At 38.6% G+C, this 23,631-nt stretch carries 20 protein-coding genes and 1 pseudogene; 15 read left to right on the plus strand and 6 right to left on the minus strand.

Translation table 11 applies throughout. The features are described 5' to 3' along the window. The first annotated feature begins 62 nt into the window (after positions 1-62). Positions 63-242, plus strand: a complete 180-nt coding sequence (locus HADU_RS14365) for an NF038215 family lipoprotein (RefSeq protein WP_034593080.1) — start codon at positions 63-65, stop codon at positions 240-242. Between the two features lie 111 nt (positions 243-353). Further along, entirely contained in the window at positions 354-977 is a 624-nt protein-coding gene (locus tag HADU_RS14370; RefSeq protein WP_008307483.1) for a LysE family translocator, read from the plus strand. Between the two features lie 66 nt (positions 978-1,043). Here the strand turns inward: HADU_RS14370 and HADU_RS14375 are convergent, their stop codons facing one another. Next, on the minus strand, positions 1,044-2,231 hold the full coding sequence (locus HADU_RS14375) for an ammonium transporter (RefSeq protein WP_008307484.1): 1,188 nt from the start codon (positions 2,229-2,231) through the stop codon (positions 1,044-1,046). A 449-nt stretch (positions 2,232-2,680) separates the two neighbouring features. Then, positions 2,681-3,649, minus strand: a complete 969-nt coding sequence (locus HADU_RS14380; protein ID WP_034593082.1) for an MBL fold metallo-hydrolase — start codon at positions 3,647-3,649, stop codon at positions 2,681-2,683. A 114-nt stretch (positions 3,650-3,763) separates the two neighbouring features. Between HADU_RS14380 and HADU_RS15955 the strand changes: the two genes are divergently transcribed. The 3 genes from HADU_RS15955 to HADU_RS15965 all read left to right on the plus strand — a co-directional run bounded on the left by HADU_RS15955 (position 3,764) and on the right by HADU_RS15965 (position 5,642). Next, a complete protein-coding gene (locus HADU_RS15955) occupies positions 3,764-4,336 on the plus strand; it encodes a P-loop NTPase fold protein (RefSeq protein WP_008307486.1) in 573 nt (190 codons plus the stop codon). A gap of 35 nt (positions 4,337-4,371) precedes the next feature. After that, positions 4,372-4,647 (plus strand): hypothetical protein, encoded by a 276-nt coding sequence (locus tag HADU_RS15960; protein WP_008307488.1) that lies wholly within the window; start codon positions 4,372-4,374, stop codon positions 4,645-4,647. 104 nt (positions 4,648-4,751) lie between these two features. Further along, on the plus strand, positions 4,752-5,642 hold the full coding sequence (locus HADU_RS15965; protein ID WP_008307490.1) for a hypothetical protein: 891 nt from the start codon (positions 4,752-4,754) through the stop codon (positions 5,640-5,642). A 14-nt stretch (positions 5,643-5,656) separates the two neighbouring features. Here HADU_RS15965 and HADU_RS14390 read toward each other — a convergent pair. The 3 genes and pseudogenes from HADU_RS14390 to metG all read right to left on the minus strand — a co-directional run. Further along, positions 5,657-5,803, minus strand: a pseudogene (locus tag HADU_RS14390) (hypothetical protein); the annotation flags it as partial. A 295-nt stretch (positions 5,804-6,098) separates the two neighbouring features. Beyond that, positions 6,099-6,455, minus strand: coding sequence for a hypothetical protein (locus HADU_RS14395; RefSeq protein ID WP_004814739.1), 357 nt, complete (start codon positions 6,453-6,455; stop codon positions 6,099-6,101). A gap of 138 nt (positions 6,456-6,593) precedes the next feature. Beyond that, complete coding sequence (gene metG / locus HADU_RS14400) at positions 6,594-8,651, minus strand: methionine--tRNA ligase (RefSeq protein ID WP_008307495.1); 2,058 nt, start codon at positions 8,649-8,651, stop codon at positions 6,594-6,596. A gap of 184 nt (positions 8,652-8,835) precedes the next feature. On the opposite strand from metG, the gene HADU_RS14405 reads away from it, so the two are divergent. The 10 genes from HADU_RS14405 to HADU_RS14450 all read left to right on the plus strand — a co-directional run bounded on the left by HADU_RS14405 (position 8,836) and on the right by HADU_RS14450 (position 21,850). Next, positions 8,836-9,639: a hypothetical protein gene (locus HADU_RS14405; RefSeq protein WP_004891755.1), complete on the plus strand. Its 804-nt coding sequence runs from the start codon at positions 8,836-8,838 to the stop codon at positions 9,637-9,639. 384 nt (positions 9,640-10,023) lie between these two features. After that, complete coding sequence (locus tag HADU_RS14410; RefSeq protein WP_004891757.1) at positions 10,024-10,773, plus strand: hypothetical protein; 750 nt, start codon at positions 10,024-10,026, stop codon at positions 10,771-10,773. A 280-nt stretch (positions 10,774-11,053) separates the two neighbouring features. Then, entirely contained in the window at positions 11,054-12,337 is a 1,284-nt protein-coding gene (gene apbC, locus HADU_RS14415; protein ID WP_004891760.1) for an iron-sulfur cluster carrier protein ApbC, read from the plus strand. Positions 12,338-12,595: 258 nt separating this feature from the next. Then, positions 12,596-13,342 (plus strand): IS5 family transposase, encoded by a 747-nt coding sequence (locus HADU_RS14420; RefSeq protein ID WP_026056797.1) that lies wholly within the window; start codon positions 12,596-12,598, stop codon positions 13,340-13,342. 292 nt (positions 13,343-13,634) lie between these two features. Beyond that, positions 13,635-14,228, plus strand: a complete 594-nt coding sequence (locus HADU_RS14425; RefSeq protein ID WP_004814751.1) for a LysE family translocator — start codon at positions 13,635-13,637, stop codon at positions 14,226-14,228. A 125-nt stretch (positions 14,229-14,353) separates the two neighbouring features. Beyond that, the gene (dcd, locus tag HADU_RS14430) at positions 14,354-14,923 is read left to right on the plus strand and encodes a dCTP deaminase (protein ID WP_004814752.1); all 570 of its coding nucleotides are present in this window, start codon (positions 14,354-14,356) and stop codon (positions 14,921-14,923) included. A gap of 235 nt (positions 14,924-15,158) precedes the next feature. Then, positions 15,159-17,321, plus strand: coding sequence for a hypothetical protein (locus HADU_RS14435; protein ID WP_005223037.1), 2,163 nt, complete (start codon positions 15,159-15,161; stop codon positions 17,319-17,321). A 12-nt stretch (positions 17,322-17,333) separates the two neighbouring features. Next, positions 17,334-18,059 carry a hypothetical protein gene (locus HADU_RS14440; RefSeq protein WP_005223035.1) on the plus strand — a complete coding sequence of 242 codons (726 nt, stop codon included), beginning with the start codon at positions 17,334-17,336 and terminating at the stop codon, positions 18,057-18,059. Between the two features lie 29 nt (positions 18,060-18,088). Next, the gene (locus HADU_RS14445) at positions 18,089-20,329 is read left to right on the plus strand and encodes a DUF6160 family protein (protein WP_008307503.1); all 2,241 of its coding nucleotides are present in this window, start codon (positions 18,089-18,091) and stop codon (positions 20,327-20,329) included. Positions 20,330-20,446: 117 nt separating this feature from the next. Further along, positions 20,447-21,850: a hypothetical protein gene (locus HADU_RS14450; protein WP_005223032.1), complete on the plus strand. Its 1,404-nt coding sequence runs from the start codon at positions 20,447-20,449 to the stop codon at positions 21,848-21,850. Between the two features lie 54 nt (positions 21,851-21,904). Here the strand turns inward: HADU_RS14450 and HADU_RS14455 are convergent, their stop codons facing one another. Further along, on the minus strand, positions 21,905-23,623 hold the full coding sequence (locus HADU_RS14455) for a proline--tRNA ligase (protein WP_004891776.1): 1,719 nt from the start codon (positions 23,621-23,623) through the stop codon (positions 21,905-21,907). Between the last annotated feature and the right edge of the window lie 8 nt (positions 23,624-23,631).

A 23,631-nucleotide genomic window follows, 5' to 3' on the forward strand; every position in this document is an offset into this window, starting at 1 on the left:
GAATAAAAAACAGACATAAAATGCTAATCTAAAGTTAAGGGAATCTGTCAGGAGGGTAGCAAATGAAACATCTATCCTATGCTGTGCTTGCGTTACTTCTGTCCAGTCTGACTGGCTGTGATAATGACAAAATGAATAAACCGAAGACTGAAGTCAGAACCATGATCATAGGCGGAATGCCGGTACATGATCACGACTATCATTTGTCTAAACCGCAATTTATCGCCCAAGAGCTTCAGTAAACTTAAACTGAATATTTATGAGATAAAGTTAAGATTTTGCACTATAAAAATGCAGCATTCGTGCTGCATTTTGCTTAGAATAGCGCAATCAAGATTTAACCGGGTTGTGTTGTGGAATCATTCTGGATTTTGGGCTCAATTGCCTTTGCATTAATGTTAGGCGCAATGAGCCCTGGGCCGACATCGATTTATGTGGCAAAAAATTCAATTGCTATTTCGCGCAAGCATGGCCTGTTTACGGCATTAGGAACCGGTACAGGTGCCGCTGTTTTTGGTCTACTCGCAGTTCTAGGCTTACAGGCATTTTTACTGGCTGTGCCGTCTGCCTATCTGGCTTTAAAAATCTGTGGTGGGATCTATTTGCTCTGGCTGGCATTTAAAATTATCAAACATGCCAAAGAGCCGATTAGTGCCGATGAAAACAGCAATACCCAGATGTCACTGCGTCGTGCTTATACCACAGGCTTGATCACTCAATTATCTAACCCTAAAATTGCCATTGTATTAGCCAGTATTTTTACTGCACTTTTGCCTAAAGAAATTCCAACCTATTTCTATGTCGTGCTTCCGGTCCTATGTTTCTTTATTGATGCAGGATGGTGTTCTTTGGTGGCAGTTGCCTTGTCTGCAGAAAAGCCTCGTCGTGTGTATTTAAAATTCAAAGCAGGCTTTGATCGTGCTACAGGTGCAGTCATGACCGTGCTTGGATTAAAGCTGATCTTTGGTATGAAGTAATTATTTCTATAAGCTCCGCTATAGATAAAAAAGCCCCTGTGAAATAGGGGATTTTTTACGAGAGCATTAAAAAATATTTTCTTCAGAATTCGCAGAAATACGGTGAATGGACAGGTCTGCACCTATAAATTCTTCTTCCCGGGTGAGACGAATACCAATCCATACTTTGAGCAGGCCATAGACCAGGAAGCCACCTGCCAAAGCCACAATAATAGCGAGAACTGTACCAACTAGCTGTGAAATTAAAGAAACACCACCCATGCCTCCCAGCCATTGCTGACCGAAGATACCCACAGCAAGACCCCCAAAAGCTCCGCATACACCATGCAAAGGCCAGACGCCAAGCACATCATCCACTTTGAGTTTATTTTGAGTATACGTAAAAAGTTTTACAAAAATCACGCCTGCGCTCATGCCGATAAAAAGTGCACCCAATGGATGTACCACATCTGAGCCTGCACAGATCGCTACCAAGCCGGCTAATGGTCCATTATGCAGAAAGCCCGGGTCATCTTTACCTGCCACTTTGGCTGCAATTGTTCCACCGACCATTGCCATTAAAGAATTGATGGCGACCAGTCCAGAAATAGCATCGAGGCGCTGGGCACTCATGACATTAAAACCAAACCAGCCGACAATTAAAATCCATGAACCTAAAGCCAGAAATGGAATTGATGAAGGCGGATGTGCTGTAATCCGGCCATCATTTTTATAGCGGCCATGACGTGCACCAAGCAGAATTACCGCAGCCAGTGCGATCCAGCCACCCATGGCATGCACCACCACTGAACCAGCGAAATCATGAAAGCTGGAACCAAATGCCTGAGCTAACCAGTCCTGGAAACCAAAGTTACCATTCCAGATCATACCTTCAAAAAATGGGTAGATCAGGGCAACTAGAAATAAAGTTGCTAAAGCCTGCGAGCGCATTTTGGCCCGTTCAGCAATACCACCAGAGATAATCGCTGGAATGGCTGCAGCAAAGGTAAGCAGGAAGAAACAGCGCATCAGGTTATAGCCATGATCAGCTGCTAAGGTATTGGCATCATGGAAAAAATGCTGTCCATAGGCAATATAGTAACCCACTAAAAAGTATGCGATTGCAGAGATGGCAAAGTCAGTTAGAATTTTACTTAAGGCATTGACCTGATTCTTATGTCGAACTGTTCCAAGTTCCAGAAAAGCAAATCCTGCATGCATGGCAAGTACTAGAACTGCACCGAGAAGGAGAAATAATAAGTCTATATTTTGCATGGTGCGTTCCAATTTAGTGCGTAGAATCACAAAAGAAACCCAGTATATAGAGGCAAACTGATTCTAAAAGAGGCACTAGCAAGGGAAATTTTGATGAAGAATTTATTGAAATTAATAAGACTCGATATAAGGCATAATGTGATTTGTCTGCACCAAACTAAGACACTACAAGAGACGATAAATTTAAAATTTATACCTGATTTTTAAATATTTAGATTTATCGGACTCAATTGAATGCTAAAAATGAGTGCTAAAGGTGCACAATGAATGTGAAGCAATTTTTAAGAAAAAATTTAAAAAGTTAAGTGAAGTAGCGGATTTTAATTCTCAATCTAAACGTGATTTTTGAGTCTGAGATCTTTAATACTTGTTGGTTAGGTGTTTATAAAATAAATGAAACCCTAAAAGCTTAGGGTTTCATAGCTGAATATTGCAATCACAGTATTCAATTAATCTTTAAAGTGTACCGGTATCCACTGATAGCTTTGACCATCTTTTGAATAGATATGCCCAATCCCGGGGAAAGGTAAATGTGGTGCAGCAATCAACTGACCCGCTTTGGCATATTCAGCAAAATGTTTAAGACGGGTTTCGACTGCTGCCTTAGGGTCTATATCAAAATCTACCGCTGTTTTTGGTGCATCAAACTGCAAGGTATGTGAATGCACGATGTCACCAATAAATACCACTTCTTGAGCATCGGTTTTCAGTTTAAAGCTGTAATGCCCTGGGGTATGACCGAAAGATGGCTTAAATTGAATATCACCCAAAGCGAAAGCTTTATCTGAAAAGACTTTAATTTTTTTGGCTTTTTCATAGGGTGCAAGTGCGGCTTTAATTTTCTCAACTGTGCCTAAAAATTTCTCTTGGTTTTCTTTGGGTAGTTTCTTGATGGTGTTTGGACTGAGCCAGTAGTCATATTCGGTTTTGGAAATATGCAGTGTGGCATTTGGGTAATTTGCTACACTGTTATTTGAGATGCCACAGACATGGTCAGGGTGTAAATGGGTCAGGAAAATGCTATTGACCTGTCCAGGCTGATACCCTGAAGCTTTTAGGTTGTTATAGATTGAACCTAAGTGTGTGCCAAAGCAGCTTGCAGCACCGCTGTCGACCATGAGTAGCTGGTTGCCTGTATTGATTAAAAAAGCATTGACTGAGGTTTGTATGCCTTTGTCGTTGATGGCAGCGTATTTTTTGAGAATGCCCGTTTTTTCGCTGTCACTTAAGCCTTTAAATAGCGCAGGGTTTAAGTAGTTTGTGCCATCGAGCAGGGCGGTGATTTGAGTGTTGCCGATTTGGTGATGGTAGTAGCCAGCCACTTGTTTTTGCGTTGGAATAGCGGTTTCAGCCGCTTGAATGGGGAGGGTTGTGGTGCTTAGAATGAATGCAAGGAATAGGGGGTTAAATGTTTTCATAGGGTTCTTATAGCTTTTAAAGAGATAAATCATTTTTAGCATGTTGAGAAATATTTTTCATTGGGTTTTAATTTTAGTAATTCATTCTAATTAAAAAAGAGTTAATCAAAGTTCATGCATAGCTATATTTCAGAGCCTAATAAACATATCGAAGACTACCTGGACTATTATTTCGATGGAAACAAGAATTTTGAATATGCTGTGTTATTGAACGGAGCGTGGGGAAGTGGAAAAACATGGTTTGTAAAACAATACCTAGGGAAAAAAGAAGATCAAGGTAAAAAAATTTGCTATGTAAGTTTAAATGGTATTTCAAAAACTTCTTTGATTGATGAAGCTATTTTTAAAAGTATTCATCCAATTCTTGGTAGTAAAGGTGCAAAATTAGCAAGTCAAATTTTAAAAGGGACATTGAAAGCAACAATTAAAGTTGATTTAGATGATGATAGTAAATCAGATGGAAGTATCGCAGGTGGTATTCCCAAAATTGAGTTACCAGATTATCTAAAAATTAATGATAACTTCATATTGGTTTTTGACGATTTAGAGCGATGTGAATTAAAGAAAGAAGAAGTCTTAGGCTACATTAATTACTTTGTAGAACAAGACAAAATTAAAATCCTTATAGTATCGAATGAAGAAGAAATTAAAGATAATGAGGAATACATTAGGAAAAAGAAAAACTAATAGGAGCAACTTTTAGCTACATCGAAGACCAAAATATGGCAATTCAGAGTATTCTAGGTGAAATTTCAGATGAAAATTTACAAGATCTTCTTAATTCAGAATTTGAACTAATTAGACAAACATTCAATCAGGTGGGCTATAAGAATTTAAGATCATTTAAGCAGGCTATTTTTGACTTTGAAAGGTTTTATAAAAAAGACTATTTTGACTTAAAAGGTTCTTTTGACTCGGAAATTTTTAAAAAAGTTTTAAAGGCTTTTTTAATTCTTTCATTAGAAATAAAAAAGGGATTTTTGAAAAACAAATATTAGAATTCAAAAAAGATGAAAAAATAGAGGAAGAAAAAAAGATAGATACTACATCTAAGATATTAAAATCATTTCGTGGTATTACAAGCCTTGATTCTGAAAAATTTATGAATAAATATAATTGTTCACTAAATGATTTTATATTTTCACCAAAACTTTGGAATGAGATTTTAAATCTAAATATTTTAGATGGAAAAAATATAAACAGTGAGTTATATGAGACTCATTTTAGGCTTAAAGAAGAACAGCCTACATGGTTTAAGTTAATGGATTTTTGGGATTTACCTGAATTAGAATTTGAACGATTAATTAAACAGGCTAAATCCGAAATTGAAAGTAATGGTTTACAGCATACCTCTGATGTATTGCATACAATAAGTATGCTAATTTATTTAAAGAAAAATAATTTAATTTTTTTCTCTGTAGAAGATCTACTACCTATTGCTAAAAAACATTGGAAAAGTCTATTTAGTATTAATGAAAGAATGAGAGAGATAAAGGATTTTAGTTTCACTGAACATTCTGGCTCTTATGGCTTTTATGCTAAAGGTATATTGGAATTTGATAAATTTATTAAAGAAGTGATGGCTTCATATGAAGAGAAATATAGTGAGCAAGATATTGAAAGAGTAAAAAATTTATTAGATCTAATGGATACAGATGGTTGGTTATTTGCTCAACGTATTAGCCTTACCAATAGCGAAGAAAATTATTATTACGATTATCCAATTTTAAAAGAAATTGATCCAATAGTCTTTGCAAAAAAACTTTGTGATACAAATAGTAATCATTCTAATAGTATTCTTCATGGACTTTGGAATCGATATTCAATTAAAGGTTCATTTGATATGTATGCTAAAGAAAATAAGTGGTTTGCTAATGTAGAAAATAGTATTAAATCAGATATTTTACCTTCAGCACATAAGATATTAAAAGCAAAAATCAATTTAAGAATTTTGCCTAAAATTTCAGAAATTAAAAAAGAGTCTAATAAATAATAAAAATAAGGCCATTAAGACACTTTATCACCCGGTTTAGAACCAGATTCAGGTGAAATTACCCAAACACCGTCGCCATTATCCGCAGCGAGTACCATACTGTTTGAAATACCAAAACGCATCTTATGTGGTCCAAGGTTATCAACTATTAACATTAACTTAACATTGAATAGTTGAAATTTATAACAGACTAATATTTAAAGTATTTTGAGGCAACATGGATGTCGCCGTTCACTTATGGTACAGGGACGTATCATTAAGTGAACAAAAGATTTTTGTTACTTTTGATCTTTCAAAAGTAAAGCAATTCCTACGCAAAGAAAATATTTTTTATAAATTTAGAATGCGGCAATGATGCAATATGACCTCTCCCTAACCCTCTCCTTTAAAAAAGGAGAGGGAACTTACAGGCATAAAAAAGCCCCTACAACGTAGAGGCTTTTTTACAACTAAAAATTATTTTTTACATTCTGGCTGTGAACGATCAATCACCTGCGTACCTTCAACACGGTAACCGATCTGCCCTACAATAAATGCTTGATTCAGTTGAGTAATAACAACATCAGATAAAGCCACAGCACAACGATCTTTCTCAATTGCACGATCTACCGCTGTTTTGAAGTTAGGAATACCTAATGGGAATAAAACTACCGGAACCTTATCTTCACCTGTGACACGTTGACCTTTCACAAATTGGTTTGAGTTCAAGTTATAGTTCTTTGTAGAAGCTACGGTCATATCTGCCATACGAACTGAACAGCCTGTAAATGCAATTGTTGACATCGCTAGAACTGAAACTAGTAATTTTTTCATGTTTACCCCGAATAGTTATAAAAAATAAAAAGCGCTTTGATTTTATCGATATATTTTTTTAAAACAAGGAAATAAATTATATAAATGGTATAGAAAAGCCCCTACATTAGTAGAGGCTTCTTATTTAAGATCTAAATCTTAAGACACTTTATCACCCGGCTTCGCACCAGATTCAGGTGAAATCACCCAAACACCTTCGCCATTACCCGCAGCTAACACCATACCGTTAGAAATACCAAAACGCATCTTACGTGGTGCAAGGTTGGCCACCATCACCACCAATTTGCCTTTTAAATCTTCAGGCTGATAGAACTCACGGATACCGCTAAACACGTTACGTGGCTCAGCTTCGCCGACATTTAGAGTCAATTGAAGCAGCTTATCAGAACCTTCAACCGTTGCAGCGTCTAATACTTCCGCTACACGAAGGTCAACTTTCATAAAATCATCAATATTAATGATTTCCGCTTCACCGACTTTAGGCTCAGCTTTCTTCTCTTTGGCTTTCTCTTTTTTCTTTTCAGCTTTTGGTGCTTCGGCAGGTGCAGCTAAAGAATCTTTAGATGCATCCACCATAGCAGCCACAGCTTTTGGATCAACACGTTGCATTAACGGTTGGAACAATGCAATTTCGTGCGCTACTAATACTTGCTTACGAGATTCAAAGTTAAAGCTGTCTAATTGTAAGAACGCTTGAACTTGTTCAGCCAATGTTGGCAATACAGGCGCAAGGTAAACCGCCAATTGACGGAACAGGTTAATACCCACAGAACACACGTCATGAACTTGTTGTTCTTCGCCTTCAATTTTCGCTAAAGCCCAAGGCTTTTTCTCATCAATATATTGGTTGGCTTTGTCAGCTAACGCCATAATTTCACGAATCGCAGTCGAGAATTCACGTGCTTCATAAGCGGCAGCGATTGAATCACCTGCATCAATAAAGCTTTGCACCAATTCAGGCTCTGCGCATGTTGCAGAAAGTTTGTTGTCAAACTTCGTATTGATGAATTTCGCACAACGACTTGCGATGTTCACCACTTTGCCAACTAAATCTGAATTCACTTTTTGAACGAAATCATCAAGGTTTAAGTCAGAATCTTCAACTTTATCAGAAAGTTTAGACGCGAAGTAGTAACGTAAATATTCAGGGTTTAAATGCTCTAAATAGGTTTCCGCTTTAATAAACGTACCACGAGATTTAGACATTTTCTGACCGTTTACAGTCAAGAAGCCATTAACAAATAAGCTTGTAGGCGTGCGGTAGTTTGCACCTTCAAGCATGGCAGGCCAGAACAACGCGTGGAAATAAACAATGTCTTTACCAATGAAGTGATACACCTCATTTTGAGAATCTTTTTTCCAGTAATCGTCAAAGCTTAAGTCAGGACGTTTGGTCTTGATGTAATTTTCAAAGCTCGACATATAGCCGATAGGCGCATCTACCCAAACATAGAAATATTTGTTTGGTGCATCTGGAATTTCAAAGCCAAAGTAAGGTGCATCACGAGAAATATCCCAATCCGACAAACCTGCTTCAAACCATTCATCTAACTTGTTGGCAATTGACACAGGTAAACGACCTTGGTCACGTGTCCATTTTTGTAGGTATTCACCAAAGTTAGGCAGTTTAAAGAAGTAGTGATCTGACGATTTCTCGACAGGTGTCGCACCGCTTAAGGTCGATTTTGGATTGAGCAGTTCAGTCGCGTTATAAGTTGTACCGCACACTTCGCATGAGTCGCCGTATTGATCTTCCGCTTTACATTTTGGACAGGTGCCTTTAATGAAACGATCCGACAAGAACATGCCTTTTTCAGGGTCAAACAATTGAGTCACAGGACGAACTGCAATGTTGCCTGCTTCACGGTTTTTGATATAAATCTCAGATGCACGAGCCTGGTTTTCGGCACTGTTGGTTGAATCGTAGTGGTCAAAGTCCACTTTAAAACCAGCAAAGTCACGTTCGTGTTCTTTTTGTACATTGGCAATTTGCTGTTCAGGGGTAATGCCATTGGCTTCAGCACGCAGCATAATCGCCGTACCATGCGCATCATCCGCACATACATAAGTCACGTTATGACCCATTGCACGCATCGCACGTACCCAAATATCAGCTTGGATATAACCGAGTAGGTGACCCATATGGATCGGACCATTGGCGTATGGAAGGGCGTTAGTGACTAAGATATTACGCACGGATCTGACTCTCTCATTCGTATTTTATGCAATGGGCGGTAATTTTACATGAGATAGACATGACTTGCATAAGGCTTTTGGTGAATTCTTTTTCAATAACAAAGTTGCACATCGATGAAATGCTACTTTATGGCAGGATTATCAGGGATAATAGCCTATCCGCCATTTGCTTGAGTGCTTGACCATGTATGACGATTACAATGATTTTGAAGATGATCAACCAGTCAGACGGATTAAATCGAATATCAAACAACAGACTTTAGGCAAACGTATCCTTGAAGATGCTCAAAGCTATTTAGATCAGATCTCACAAGGCGAACATACATTTTTAATCAATATCTTACGTGAACTCGCACAGCAGGATGAGTATTTTAATGTGTGGGCAGATCAGCTCGATCAACCTGTCGGTTCAAAAGTGGCCAATGATGCCTTAAACCTGATGCATTTTTGGCAACAGATTCATGCCTATGAAGATGTTAAAGCCTTTAACCTACTCGATGTCATCAATAGTGAAGACTTCCAAAAAGACGTACTGACTGCTTTTGATGCGATGCAAATAGATGAAGCCCATAAAGCCTTACGCCGTCCTGTGATTGTTGAAGCCTTTAAAATGTATAAATTGGGCTGTTATGCAGGTTGTGTACCTTTGCTCTATGCACAGCTTGAAGGTTTACTCACCGACGTCTTAATCCAACAAGGTTTTTTAAAGCAAAACGGCACCAAGTTTGTCGATGTCTATAAAATCGTTCCCGGTTTAAAGGGCAATGAAATTAAGAGTCTATGGCATAAATCTAAAATCGCTGCAGAACTGAATCCATACTTTGCAGAACTGGCTGCTTATAAAATGGATTCTAGTTCGAACGTCACTTCAACACGCCACAACATTTTGCATGGTACAGATGTGTCACATTTCACTCAAGCGCGCAGTTTTATCCTGTTCATCTGGTTGTTCTCGGTAGTAAGTTTTATGAGTACCGTGCGTGCTTAAACTAAGGTCGTTTGATACCTTTAGTTTTATTCATTCTATAAACGTTTAATGTAGATCGATCATAAGCATCCTTTAGCTTGAAAAATCAGGCTATAACAGCATTTGAATAGGTAAGCTAAAGGAAATGCAATGTCATGATGACAGTAAAATACTAATCGATGGTGCAAGAAATAAAATAAATAGAATCTTTAAAATACAGAACACAATCTCGTCCAGTTGGTGGTGATAAAAATTTAAGATCGTAAGGTTTGTGCTATCTGATGCAATGATCAGCAACAACATGTACAGGCTTTGTTGCAGTTTGCTTAATTCATCCGATTCATTCTCTGCTTTATGCTAAATAATTGTCTGATAACTTATATGACTTACCTAAGGAGGGTACTCATGACTCAGAATAACCAGACTAGTACTTCTAAGCAGAACCAAGATAAACAGCAACATGCACGTGAAATGCATGATCAAATTGAGAAAGAGCAGAAGCAAAACGAGATCGACAAGCAGCACAAACAGGAACATCAGGAAGTACTAGAGGCTCAGAAGAACGGGTCGGATGATAAATCTGAAAAGCAGAGCGCTAATCACTCAGATAGTGAGCAGTCAGATAAAAAAAATGAAACGACCAAGATGGATGACTTAAAGGCCAAGGCGATTGCTATTGGTGAAGAGCTATTACAGAAAGGCGAAAAGATTCTGAATGAGCTAAAAAATGGCAAGTCTGAAGCCAAGCAGAATGATGATACAGATGATTCCAAACAGGCTGCGCATAAAGATGGAAAATCAGACCAGCAACATGGCAATGGTCAAGATCAGCAGGATCGTATGACTCATCTTAAAGATGAAGCCTTACATAAGTTTGATGATACCAAACAGAAGATTACTGAATTGGTGAATGAAGCTTCTGTCAAACTGGCTGAGCTGAAACAGATGGCCACCGATACGATGACTAAAATGAAAGAGAATTCATCTAAAGATCAAGACGCTAAAGATGACACCTCTAAGGAGAATACGTCTGATAAAAAAGAGGCTGCCAAAGATAAGGATTCAGAATCTGATGCAGACCAGTCTAAACAGGATCAAGGCAAAAACACCAAGGACCAGCAAGATAAGTCCGAACACAATAAAAATCATAAATAAGCTTTGATCGCACTGCCACTTCAACCATAACAAGGTTGAGGTGGCTGAATCTAATCAGACTCTTATTGTAAAAATAATTATTCGCATACTAAAAACTACCTTATTTCTTATTCTCTTTCACTTTCCATTATTTCTATTCGCCACAAATTAATAAAACCAAGTAAAATGGTTGGAAATTGAAAATATCTCCCTCATCTTAATGGGCAGAATGCTTAACCTTAAGTGAAAAGCCCGTTAAACTAAGCTATTTAGATATCGATCTACATTTTTGGAGTAACCTATGTCGTGGCTTTCTTCGCTTAAATCGGTTTTTTCGCCTTCCAAGGAGGTGAACGAAGAAGCTGTGCAGAATGTACTGCAAAATTATATCTTGCCAAATTCTAACAATGCCTTGAAAGATCGGATTACTCAGGTCAATGTACAAGGTGAGATCTTACAGATCACGATTAATACCTATCCTGAAGAAAAAGAGCAGCTACAGCAGATTCATGATGAACTGGCTGACGCATTGGAAAAATGTGGCATCAAAGAACTCAATATGCATGTGATCCAGCAAAAAACGGGGCATAAAAAAGAGGGCGGGTGCGGGCATCATCATGCTGAAGGTGAAAGCTGCTCTAGCCAGCCAAAAACTCCAGTAGCACCAAAATCGAGTTTACCACCCGTGGTGGATGCATCTGCAAGTACTGATGCTGTAAAGCAGGCGAATGAAAATTATCAACCTCAACAAGAAGAAGCGCCTATTCAAAAAGCTGCCCCGCAACAGCGTGATGTGCCGAAGCATCCACGTATTCAAAATGTGATTCTGGTGTCTTCTGGTAAAGGTGGTGTGGGTAAATCAACCACAACAGTGAACCTGGCCTTGGCTTTACAAAAACTGGGTCTAAAAGTCGGTGTACTGGATGCGGATATTTATGGTCCAAGTATTCCAACAATGCTCGGTAATGCGGGTAAAACTCCGATGATTGAAGCTGAAAACTTTGTACCATTAGATGCCTATGGCTTGGCGGTGCTGTCAATTGGTCATTTAACCGGTGATCACAATACACCAGTGGCATGGCGTGGTCCAAAGGCAACGGGTGCATTAATGCAATTGTTTAATCAGACACTTTGGCCAGATCTGGATGTCCTGATGATTGATATGCCGCCAGGTACAGGGGATATCCAGTTGACTCTAGCGCAGCGTATCCCAGTCACTGGCGCAGTGATTGTGACAACGCCACAAAATGTGGCATTACTGGACGCTACCAAAGGAATTGAACTGTTTAACCGTGTACAGATTCCAGTCATGGGTGTGATTGAAAATATGTCGACTCATATCTGTTCAAATTGCGGCTATGAAGAACAGATTTTTGGTACTGGTGGTGGCGATAAATTGTCAGAACAGTACAATATTCCACTACTTGGCCGTCTGCCTTTAAATGCTGTAATCCGTGAAAATGCCGATGCCGGAACGCCGTCAGTGATTGCTGGAGATGAGGCTGCTGATAGCTATATGGCGATTGCCGAAAAGATTGCAGCCAAACTGCCAAAGGCTCAAAAAGATCAGTCCCGTATTTTTTAATAGAGATCATTGATTAAAACCTCAGTCCAGGCTGGGGTTTTTATTTTAAAGCTGACAGTAAAATGAAAGTATTTCCTAGCAAGTAGGCCCAATAAAAGCAAGAAAATAAATTAAGACAATAAGTAGAAATAAGCTGAGTGACTTTGAAAGATTTGAAGATGAAAAAATCAGAAATGTATTAGGGTCTGTTGACATTTGTTGATTAAAAAAATAGCGAGATAGTAAAATTAAATCGCCAAACCCAATTTTACACTCGCTATGCCTCGAACAATGCTAAATGATCAACACTGGTCCAAGTTACTTGCTATTTTCCGTCACTTTAATATTTATCTCAAATTAAATTTACGGAATTTTATTGAAGCGATTTTATTTCGAATTAGAACAGGCTGTCCTTGGCGTGATTTACCTCAAGAGTTTGGTAAATCAAATTCTATTTTTAAGAAATATAATCGATGGTCTAAAAATAGTAAGTTTATGAATATTTTTAAATTATTCAGCCAGCATGCTGATAAAGAGTGGATTTTTATCGATGGGAGCCATGTACGAGCGCATCAACATTCAGCTGGTATTAAGAATCAAAGTATTTCCAAAAGTATTGGTGGTAATAGTTCAAAAATACATTTAGCAATCGATTCAAATGGTAATCCTATTGAATTTATTATTTCAGATGGAACTTCACATGATATTAAGGTTGCACCTGATCTTGTATCAAAATTAGATTTAACAGAGTCAGAAATGCTATGTGCAGATAAAGGCTATGATTCAGAAAGTTTCAGAAAGAAAATTAGAGAAAGTAATACGAAAGCAAACATTCCTCGAAGATCAAATGCCAAATCTAGCAATGATGATATGGACTGGTATATGTATAAAATCAGACATTTAGTTGAAAATGCATTTTGTAGATTAAAACAATTTAGAGGAATTGCCACAAGATACGATAAGCTAAAACGTAACTATCAAAGCGCTGTTGCTTTAGCTTGTATATTTATATGGTTGCCTCTTTAGCTCAATTTATCGGCTGTAAATGTCAACACACCCTATTAGATGAATCATTTTAAAGATATAAAAATTTAATTTTTGAGTTAGTGTTTTCAGTAGAATTTTCTCATGAATAAGTCGGAGTCAACTAAAATGACTCTATCGTATATCACTTAATTTTAGCATTATTTTTATATAAGTTTTTGAATTTAAATTATAATTTAAATCATTCCAAAAAATTATAATTCTTCTTACAAATAAGATTTTGCAGGTAAAAATATTCTGATCTATGCTGCAAGCATTACAGCGAGGTCAACCCATGATTTCTTGGTTATTTATTGGTTTAGTAGTCACAATTTTATTGACTCCAGGCCCAACCAATACCTTATTGGCATCTTCCGGGATCCATGCAGGTTTTAGGAAATCATTTTATCTTATTCCTGCTGAAGCGTTAGGCTATCTGCTTGCGATCAGTTTTTGGGGAATCCTGATTGGCAAGATTTCAACCCATCTGCCAGCTTTACCGAATATCCTGAAATTATTTAGCGCCTGTTATATTCTCTATTTGGCAATCAGATTATGGCGTACAGCAGAAGTTGCTGACAGTTTAAGTCAATTCACCATTCGTGCCAGAGAGTTATTTTTAGCAACTTTACTGAACCCTAAGGCCTTATTGTTTGCATCGGCAATTTTCCCCGTAATTGCATGGCAGAACAGTTATTACTATGTCGTACATATGCTGATGTTTATAGGACTATTAATTCCAATTGCAGTTTTATGGACATTCTTCGGTACTTTACTGGGTCGTAATAATAATCGCTGGCTCAACCAAAAAAATATGCAAAAGACCGCATCATTGGTACTGATGAGCTTTTCTGTACCGCTGAGTTATTCAGCGATTATGAGTCTGTAACTTCACTCAAAAAATCTTATTAAAATTTCAAAGTAGCATCAAGAAAGAACACTTATTTTCATTGAGGTGAATTTCAGTTAAAGTACGTCGCAATAACTGAATTTAAGATTTTTGGATTAGTACCAATGGCAATTAAGTCTGATCGCTGGATTCGCGAAATGAGCGAAAAGCATGGCATGATCGAACCCTATGCAGAGAACCAGGTTCGTTTTGATGAGAATGGTGAAAAACTCATTTCTTATGGTGTATCAAGCTATGGTTATGATGTTCGTTGTGCACGTGAATTCAAGGTATTTACCAATGTGCATTCTGCAATTGTAGATCCGAAACACTTCGATGAAAAAAGCTTTATCGACATCGAATCTGATGTATGTATCATCCCGCCTAACTCATTTGCGCTTGCACGTACTGTAGAATATTTCCGTATTCCACGTAATGTACTGACTGTTTGTCTAGGTAAATCTACCTATGCGCGTTGCGGTATTATTGTGAATGTGACTCCACTTGAACCAGAGTGGGAAGGTCATGTCACCCTTGAGTTCTCCAATACGACGAACCTTCCTGCACGTATCTATGCGGGTGAAGGGGTAGCACAGATGCTGTTCTTTGAATCTGATGAAGTTTGTGAAACTTCATACAAAGACCGCGGCGGTAAGTATCAGGGCCAGACTGGTGTGACTTTGCCAAAAGCATAATTAGTTTAAAGTATTGAATAAACGGGGCTTAAGGTCCCGTTTATTTTTTTGAGTTTTCATTCATCGGAAACTTGGCTATTCAGCACTTTGCTTTTTGCATCTGAATGGAAAATAAGCATAATGGATGCAGAAATCTAATTAAAAGATGCACGATGCATCATTCAAAAATAGAAATTGCAGCTGGGAAGCTGAAAGATAAAGATGCGGAGCATCTGATAATAAAAGGACAGTGAAGATGATTTTGAACGGTAAACATTCCATCTTTAAAAAATCGTGTTTAGCAAGCATGGTGAGTTTGTTATGCATGCCTTCTACCTATGCTTTGCAGCAGTTATCGGATGAATCTTTAGCAGATACGACAGGGGAAGGGATTGCACTTACTCTAAATGATTTCAAAATGGTATTTCAGGCACCGAATGATGTATCGGCAGGCTCTAGTTATACCCGTGACATTGATAATCCTGGTCAAGCAGATACAGGTTTCATTCGCATTATTCCTACAGGGGAAAACTATACCCAGTTAGGACAACGTGCCTATGATCGTGTGTATGCGGATACATACAATAAAAGTGTATTACAGGGGAAAGCAGATCAAAATTATAGTATGCTGTATAAAAATACTTATGACACCACTTATAACTCACAATATTCTACATTATTAACTAGTTATAGCGCTAATATCGAGACTGATGCTGAAGCAAAAAGAGAAACCTTTTTGTTAGATACGCGTGAAGCATTGTTCAAGACTCCTATTATTCAACAATATTACACACAACGTCTTGCAGATTATAGGAATGGAACATGGGGATGGGATGGTATTTATAAAGATGGCCCAGGATTAGCAACAGATGGCACCACAAAACATTCTCTATCATCCGTAAGTCTTGATCCTACAGGTATTTTAGGTTATGAAAAAAAAGCCAAAGAGTATGCCCTTGGTAATACTTATGAAATGATTAATTTACTTTATGGTCCAGGTGCATTGACTGCTAATAGTGATCTTACCAATTCGACATTTTATAAAAGTCTAACTAACTTCGTCAGATCCGATCAAATTACTGTAACAGTTAATAGTCTGATTTCTAATGAAATTACTCGAGAGCGTCTTGCTGCAGAGTTACGTGCAAAATATAATGCCACTCAGCTCGCTGAAGATGCTGCAGACGCAGCAACGCAACAAATCTTGGCATTAATTATTGCGGCTGCTGAAGCCAGCGCATTACAGGCGGCAGCAAATTCCCCGGTCAAATCCTTAAAGACCAAGGCAGATGTTTTTATATACGGTCTGGCATTATCTAAAAGTGATGGCTCATTAAGCACACGTTATAGCAATGAAGGGTTTAACTGGGGTTCAGCTGAAAACCCTTGGTTATTCCGTGCAGGTACAGAGCGAGTTAAACAGTTTAAAAATGCAGATAAAAACATCGGTTATCTAGCACTAGAAGCACCATTGGCATTAATCCCTCAATATGCGACTGCAGATGACAACAATATAAAACTAGGTTTCTGGACGGATATCTTTTCTAGAAGTCTGGATTCAAGTAACCAGATTGATCCAGCAACAGGTGCGCCGACTTCAGGTTTAGAGTTAGATCAACGGCTACGTATGCAAGTGGTGGCCAATGGCTTAAGTCTAAATGGTTCGCAAGTCCGTTTATTCCAAACAGCTGAATCAAATGATGCAAACTATAATAAGACTTTAGGCTTAGCCGCATTATTACGTTTGAATACCAATGATAATCCAGCGACATTGAGTAAACTTGATTCAAATCTGGATGCACGTGGTATTCGTATTAGCTCAGCAGTTGAAAACGAAGATAATACGGTCGTTACACCTGCTATGGTGCGAGGTACACCAGCCCCAATTTTTGAAGAACAGGAAGGCTTGTATTTATATAGTCCTAATATCAATCTTGTCCTCGGTAATATGTATCAGCCTTTTATAGTGGGTTCAGAAGGTAATAATATTATTTTGGAGGTTACCCGTATTCCAGATATTCCAGAAATTTACAATAAAATCTACCAGAATTATAAGAGTAGTAATTTTAAACCGGGTGATACTGCCTATAACACACAATATGGTCTGACTGAATACTTAGGAACCAGCAGCCTAGAAGGGTCTACCTGTAATGTGTATACCTGTGGCACAGCAATTAAAGCCAATGATCGGGATACGGTCACAAAATATCAAGGGCGGAATGCAACTCACAGTAGTATTTCAATTGGTACTGTAGATCATCTGCCAGGCAACCTTTTAGATGCAAATAAAGGCGACAATGCGACGGGAATTATGTTCAAGAGCACCGCAGAAAATGGAACCGAGTTTAAAAACTTTGGTTCAGTGGCAATTGATGGGGTGCTGATCCAACATCTAAAAATTAAAACGACAGGACTATAAAGGGAGTTAGCCATGTTAAAGAAAATGACCTTAGCGACCTTGATGTGTGTATCGTTATCTAGCTATGCCAATTTAGTGAATTTAAATCAACAAGAAATGAAAGAGGTAGTTGGACAAGGGGGGGCAGACCTAAGTTGGACCTTTTCTTTAAATCATCGATATGCTACTAACCCAAATCTTAAAAATATTCATGGAATTGAAAACGGCATTGCAACTGTATATTACGATTTTGATGCAAATTCATGTGGTACAGATAATCTGTTCTGTCGTTTGGCTATTTCACCTAATAATCATGTGGATGAGGATGGCAATAAGAAATGGCTGGTTTTTAAAGATATTCAGGGTACCTTGCAAATTGACCGTTTTTCTATAGATGGGGCTACTATCATTAATTATCGGAATATTCCCCAAGCTGCGATGCAAGTCACTTTTTATGATGAAAGTCCGCTTAAAATACGTAATCTTGGGTTTAGTACCTTAGCGGTTGAAACAGGGACTACAGACGAGGCAGATAATAAAGAAGAAGGTTATTTAAATGTCGATAAATATGACACATACGTAGAAAAAATTACCGATATTAACGGAAACATTACAACTGCAGAAAAAGCAGTTCCTCAATTTGATCTTGGACAAGAAAAAGGTTTTATGGGGCTCAATGTGCATGGCAATATGCATATGTCTGGAAAATTGAAAATCTTTAGCTATAACTGCTCAGGTGGGGCACAAAGCCGTTGCTAAAATCTTAAGTGAAGGATAAGGATATCAATATGAAAACAAAAAAAATGCAATTAAAACTCCTCACTGTATGTGTATTTTTGGCACAACAAACCTATGCTTTAGAGGCTATCCAAGATCAGGACTTAGGACAAGTTACAGGTCAAGACGGGCTTAGCCTTACCCACGAAGTTTCAAAAGTGTACATTGAACAAGCCAACTGGCTTGATCCTACCGGTGATCAGAATGTACAAAGAGGTTTGGGGCTGCATCAAGTAAATGTATTAGGTGTTAATAACAATCCTATAGTGAGCCAATTACATCTTGATGTAGGTGCTACAGAGGTCGGCACAGGGATCAGGCTGGCATTTAGTGTTGATCCATTTAATGCAGAGGCAAACTTAAATATTGTTGAAAAAAACTGTAGTGAAGCAACGTGTCATGCTATCAATCGGAATGTGGCAAATGTAAGTAGCTTGGGTAAGTTGGGTATACAAACCAACTCTCCAATAAAAATGCTTTTAGAAACACAAGCAGGGCTATTTAACAGTAAAGAGCTCGCTTATCTAGATTTTCAATTGCAAAATGCGAATATAAGTCATGCCTTAGGGAATAATAAAACCCTATTAAAAGACTTTAATTTTAACTTCTCTGGTTTTGGATATATGTCTGTAAACCAGCATGAAGGTATTGTCCTAAGTACATACAATACTGCAGAAAAACCGAATATTAATAGTGAAACTAATATTGTGCATTTAGGACGTGTTGCTGATAAGACTGATGTGGCAGCGGGACGTTCTGGCGCTACTAATCCTGGTATAAATCTGGATTTGCGTTATGTAACCCAACAAGATGCAACTTCTAAAGCAGTAGTCAAAAATATTATGCGTATGGGCGCATCAGGCGATATAACCAACGCAAAAATATTTATGAATGGTAATCAGTCTAATATTACTAAATTTGGAGTCAATACCAATGGTCAGACTTACAATGCTTTAACAGGTTATGAAAATATCACCAATACTGGTGGCTTGCATTTGGGTATATCCACTGATTTCACCAATGCGTCCAATAGCCAAAATACACCAACAACATTAGAAATAGGTCATACAGGGAAAGGAAGTTATGCAATTGAGTTTTCTAATTTAAGGGCACTTACAAAGCAGCAAAATGCTTATATTGATTTTGGTGATATTTATGTCAATACGATTTCAGGTAAAAGCTTAGATTTTCTGATAAATGAAAATTTAAAAAATACCTTAATGCAGAATGATCATATTCGTAAGCAAAATCTAAAGTCTACTGAAAATTATGCCTTTATAGCAGTACGTGGCATGGACTTTCAGTCAATCGCCAGTAAAGCGCGCTTTATTTCAGACAATTCGATTGCCGCTCTTACAGGCGATGGTGGTTCTTGGGGTATAGGTATTCCAGTCTATAACCTGAATGCCAATGTAGCTTTGACCGGTACAACTTATAATGGTAAACAGGGGATAGCTTACAATGTTCTTGCATCAACCGAGGGTTATGGTATTGATGCTAAAACGGGTTTGCCAAGTACCACCTCTATTCTTTTAATTGATGGTCAAAATGGCGTACATGGCGAAGCTGTGAATTATTATGCTGGTTTACGTAACATTGATGCTCTGATTCAAGCTGAAGGTGTGATTAGCTATGAAGATAGTGGACTATATATTCGTGCAGATGATTTATTAATTGCAGCACAAGCGGAATTAGCCATTGGCCAATTGCCTGGTTCAAAATATAACTGTACTTCAGGATCTGCGCTATGTGGTGCTGTAGTTGCTAACGATAGCTTCTCAAAACCTGATGATGTTTTGACTACGATTGCTTTAAAACTAGATGGTTCAGGTGAACTACGCATTATTCCAGGAGTAGATCCGACTCCTGCTGATCCTGATAGTAACTTCCTTGGATTGAAAGGTAATTTCAAATTTAAAGATTTAACTGCTGCGCAACGTAATGATGAGAATTATGTAGGTAGTTATTTTAGTTTAATCAACAAAGATATTGGTGAAAATGGTCAGGTTGTACAAAGTTCAGCATTAACTTTGAACAGTCTGGAAGGAAATTTAGGTTTTAATACAAAAGTTAAATTAAGTACAGATACAGTGACCTTGGATAGTCAGATTGACTTGAATCATACTAAGGATCTGGCAACCCCATTTAGAACCAATTTCGCAATGACCACTAATAATACTATGCAGAATATGGCATCAATTGCGTTAACAGGTGGAACGATGCGTAGTACTTTAGGAATAACGCCACGTTAAAAGGGTCATCTTCTTACAGAAGTGTGCTGTGTCACATACTGGTAAGTAAGATAAATAATGAAATGTTAATGAATTATTGTTCTAAATTGAGTAACTGATACTTCATGGGATTATAAGATGAAAAAAATAATAATGAGCAGTCTTGCATTTGCAATACTAGCAACATCACAGCAAGGGATTGCTCTAACTGCTTTAGCGGATCAGGAACTGGCAGCAGTAGAAGGCCAAGCTCTTTTAAATATGCAGACTAATTATGATTCAGGGCAAGGTATCAAGTTTCATAAACTAGGCCTAGAAGCATTAATGGAACTTAATGTTAATATTAAAAGTCTCCAATTGGGCTGTGGTGGGATGAATGGTGCAAATGCCTGTGATATTGATATTTCCAATATATCATTAAGTGGTCCAGCAACAGGGCAAAAGACCGATGGCTCTCCAAGTTTTACGGGTGAACGTGCTGCAACCAGTGCTCAAATTACCAATCCATTTATTGAGTTTGCAATCAGTGGTAATCAGACAGCTACACGTGAAGTTGTGGGTTTTCGTCTAGGTGCAGAAGAAATTTTAGGCTTACTGACCTTGGGTACGGACAATATTCCAGATCCACAAGACGGAATTAAAAGCTTCAGTGGTTATATGAAAATGGCTCAAACAGAAGGTCACTCCTATACTAAGGCTGCAACCTTTGGTAATGCATCAGATCAGAAAATTAGTGGTACATTAACCGCTTTAGGACAAGACCGTACTTATACCAGTAAACCTGGTGCTGAAGGTCATACTGGAATTACTGTACCTTCGATGCGTGCAGATTTTGTGATGCCAGAAACAGTCGTAACCGGTAAACGTCTTAACTCAGCAGTCGTTTCTGGTATTCGTTCTACCTTAACATCTATTCCACTTGCTGCATCAGAGAGTGGTTCGTATGGGCCTGACGTAAATGGCACACCAGACTTTTCTAAAGACCAGCTATATGTCACGTTTCCTGCTCTAATTTCATTAGGGAGTATTGAGGTCGGAGATCACTCATTCTTTAAAATGGCAAAAGGATCAACCTTAGAAAACTTGAATATGGATATTACCTTTGTTCAAGCCTTAAATATGATTCATAACATTCCATTATCCGGTACAGGTGGATATCTGTCTTTGCAAAGCCGTGATGTGCAGTGGTTAGGCGCTGACGATAAAGATATAGCAAAAGCAGGGTGGTGGATGTCGTTTAAAGATCCAATTGACTTGGGATACTTAGAAACAAAAGATTTGGTAGATGTGTCTGCTGTATTGCCACAAGTTGCTAAAGCACTGACTACTGAGCTGATGGCAAGTTATCATAATGTAGATGTATCAGTGATTGAAGCGCTGGGTTCTTTAGCAGGCACCCCAATTGAACGAAAAATGAATATCAATGTTGGCGCCTATACAGGATATTATACTGGACAGCCTGCGCGATTAACCTTACAAAATCAGGTCTTGCAGAATCAGTCGGTTACATCTAACTGTTTCGGCGGGCACAAGTTCTGTTAATTTCAAACATAAAAAAATCCCGCACTTAGCGGGATTTTTTACTTCAAAGACAAATTATTTCGCAATTTTAGCCAATAACTCTTCTTTAGAAAGGTTGACTGATTCAGCATCACGGCGACCTTTATATTCAAAAGTGCCTGCATCCAGACCTTTTTCACCAATCACGATACGGTGTGGAATACCAGTTAGCTCAAGGTCAGAGAATTTTACCCCTGGACGTTCATTACGATCATCCAGCAGTACGTCATAACCTGCAGCTTGAAGCTCTGCATAAAGCGCTTCAGCAGCTTCTAAAGTACGCGGTGATTTGTGCGCATTCATCGGCACAATGGCAACTTCAAATGGTGCAATTGCAGCTGGCCAGATGATGCCTTTCTCATCATAGTTTTGCTCAATTGCAGACGCAACCACACGAGTCACACCGATACCGTAACAACCCATCGTTACAGTAAATGGCTTACCATCTTCACCAAGGACTTTACAGCCTAACGCTTCTGAGTATTTTTTGCCTAACTGGAAGATATGACCGACTTCGATACCACGCTTGATTTGAAGCGTGCCTTTACCATCTGGAGATGGATCACCTTCAACTACATTACGCAGGTCATAAACCTCAGTAAATTGTGCGTCACGGTCCCAGTTTACACCAGTCGCATGCTTGTCAGCTTCGTTTGCACCCGAAACGAAGTCAGACAGTACAGAAGCAGCACGGTCAGCAATGACCGTAATCCCTTTTTCTACCAGACCTTGTGGACCTACAAAACCTGCCGTTAAGCCAAGTTCAGCAAGTTGAGCTTCAGTTGCAAACGCTAAAGGAGCAGCAATTTGTGGATGCTTTTCAGCTTTAATTTCATTCAGTTCGTGGTCGCCACGAAGGAACAAAGCAACAACTGGAGCAGGCTGATCCGCTTCTTTTGCAACGCCTTGAACGAGGAGAGCTTTCACTGAATGTGCAGGATCAGTACCCAGGAAGTGAGATACATCAGCAATGGTTTTTTGATTTGGCGTGTCAACAACTTTTAATTCTTGAGCGGGTGCAGCGCGTTCACCAACCAGAACTGCTTCAGCCATTTCGATGTTGGCTGCATAATCCGATTCAGTCGAGAATGCGATGTCATCTTCGCCGCTTGAAGCCAGGACGTGGAATTCGTGAGAACCTGAACCACCAATTGAACCAGTATCCGCCTGTACTGGACGGAAATTTAAACCTAAACGGGTAAAGATTTTGCAGTACGCATCATACATCTTGTCGTAAGTTTCTTGCAGTGATTCCTGGTCTGCGTGAAAAGAATATGCATCTTTCATGATGAATTCACGTGAACGCATTACACCAAAACGTGGACGAATTTCGTCCCGGAATTTAGTCTGTACTTGATAGAAATTGGCAGGCAATTGCTTATAGCTTTTTAACTCATTGCGCGCAAGATCAGTAATGACTTCTTCGTGTGTAGGACCAAGTACGAAATCATTGGTATGACGGTCTTTGAAACGAAGCAGTTCAGGACCATATTGAACATAACGGCCAGATTCTTCCCAAAGTGAAGCAGGCTGAGTTACCGGCATCAACACCTGTAATGAACCAGCACGATCCATTTCTTCGCGAACGATCGCTTCAACTTTATTTAATACGCGAACGCCCATCGGCAGCCAGGTATATAAACCTGAAGCCAACTTACGAATCATACCGGCACGAAGCATTAGCTGATGTGAAATAACTTCAGCATCGTTCGGGGTTTCTCTCAACGTTGCAAATAAAAAGCGACTCGCGCGCATGGAAACTG

The organism is Acinetobacter sp. HA (assembly GCF_000264725.1).
Lineage (GTDB): Bacteria > Pseudomonadota > Gammaproteobacteria > Pseudomonadales > Moraxellaceae > Acinetobacter > Acinetobacter schindleri.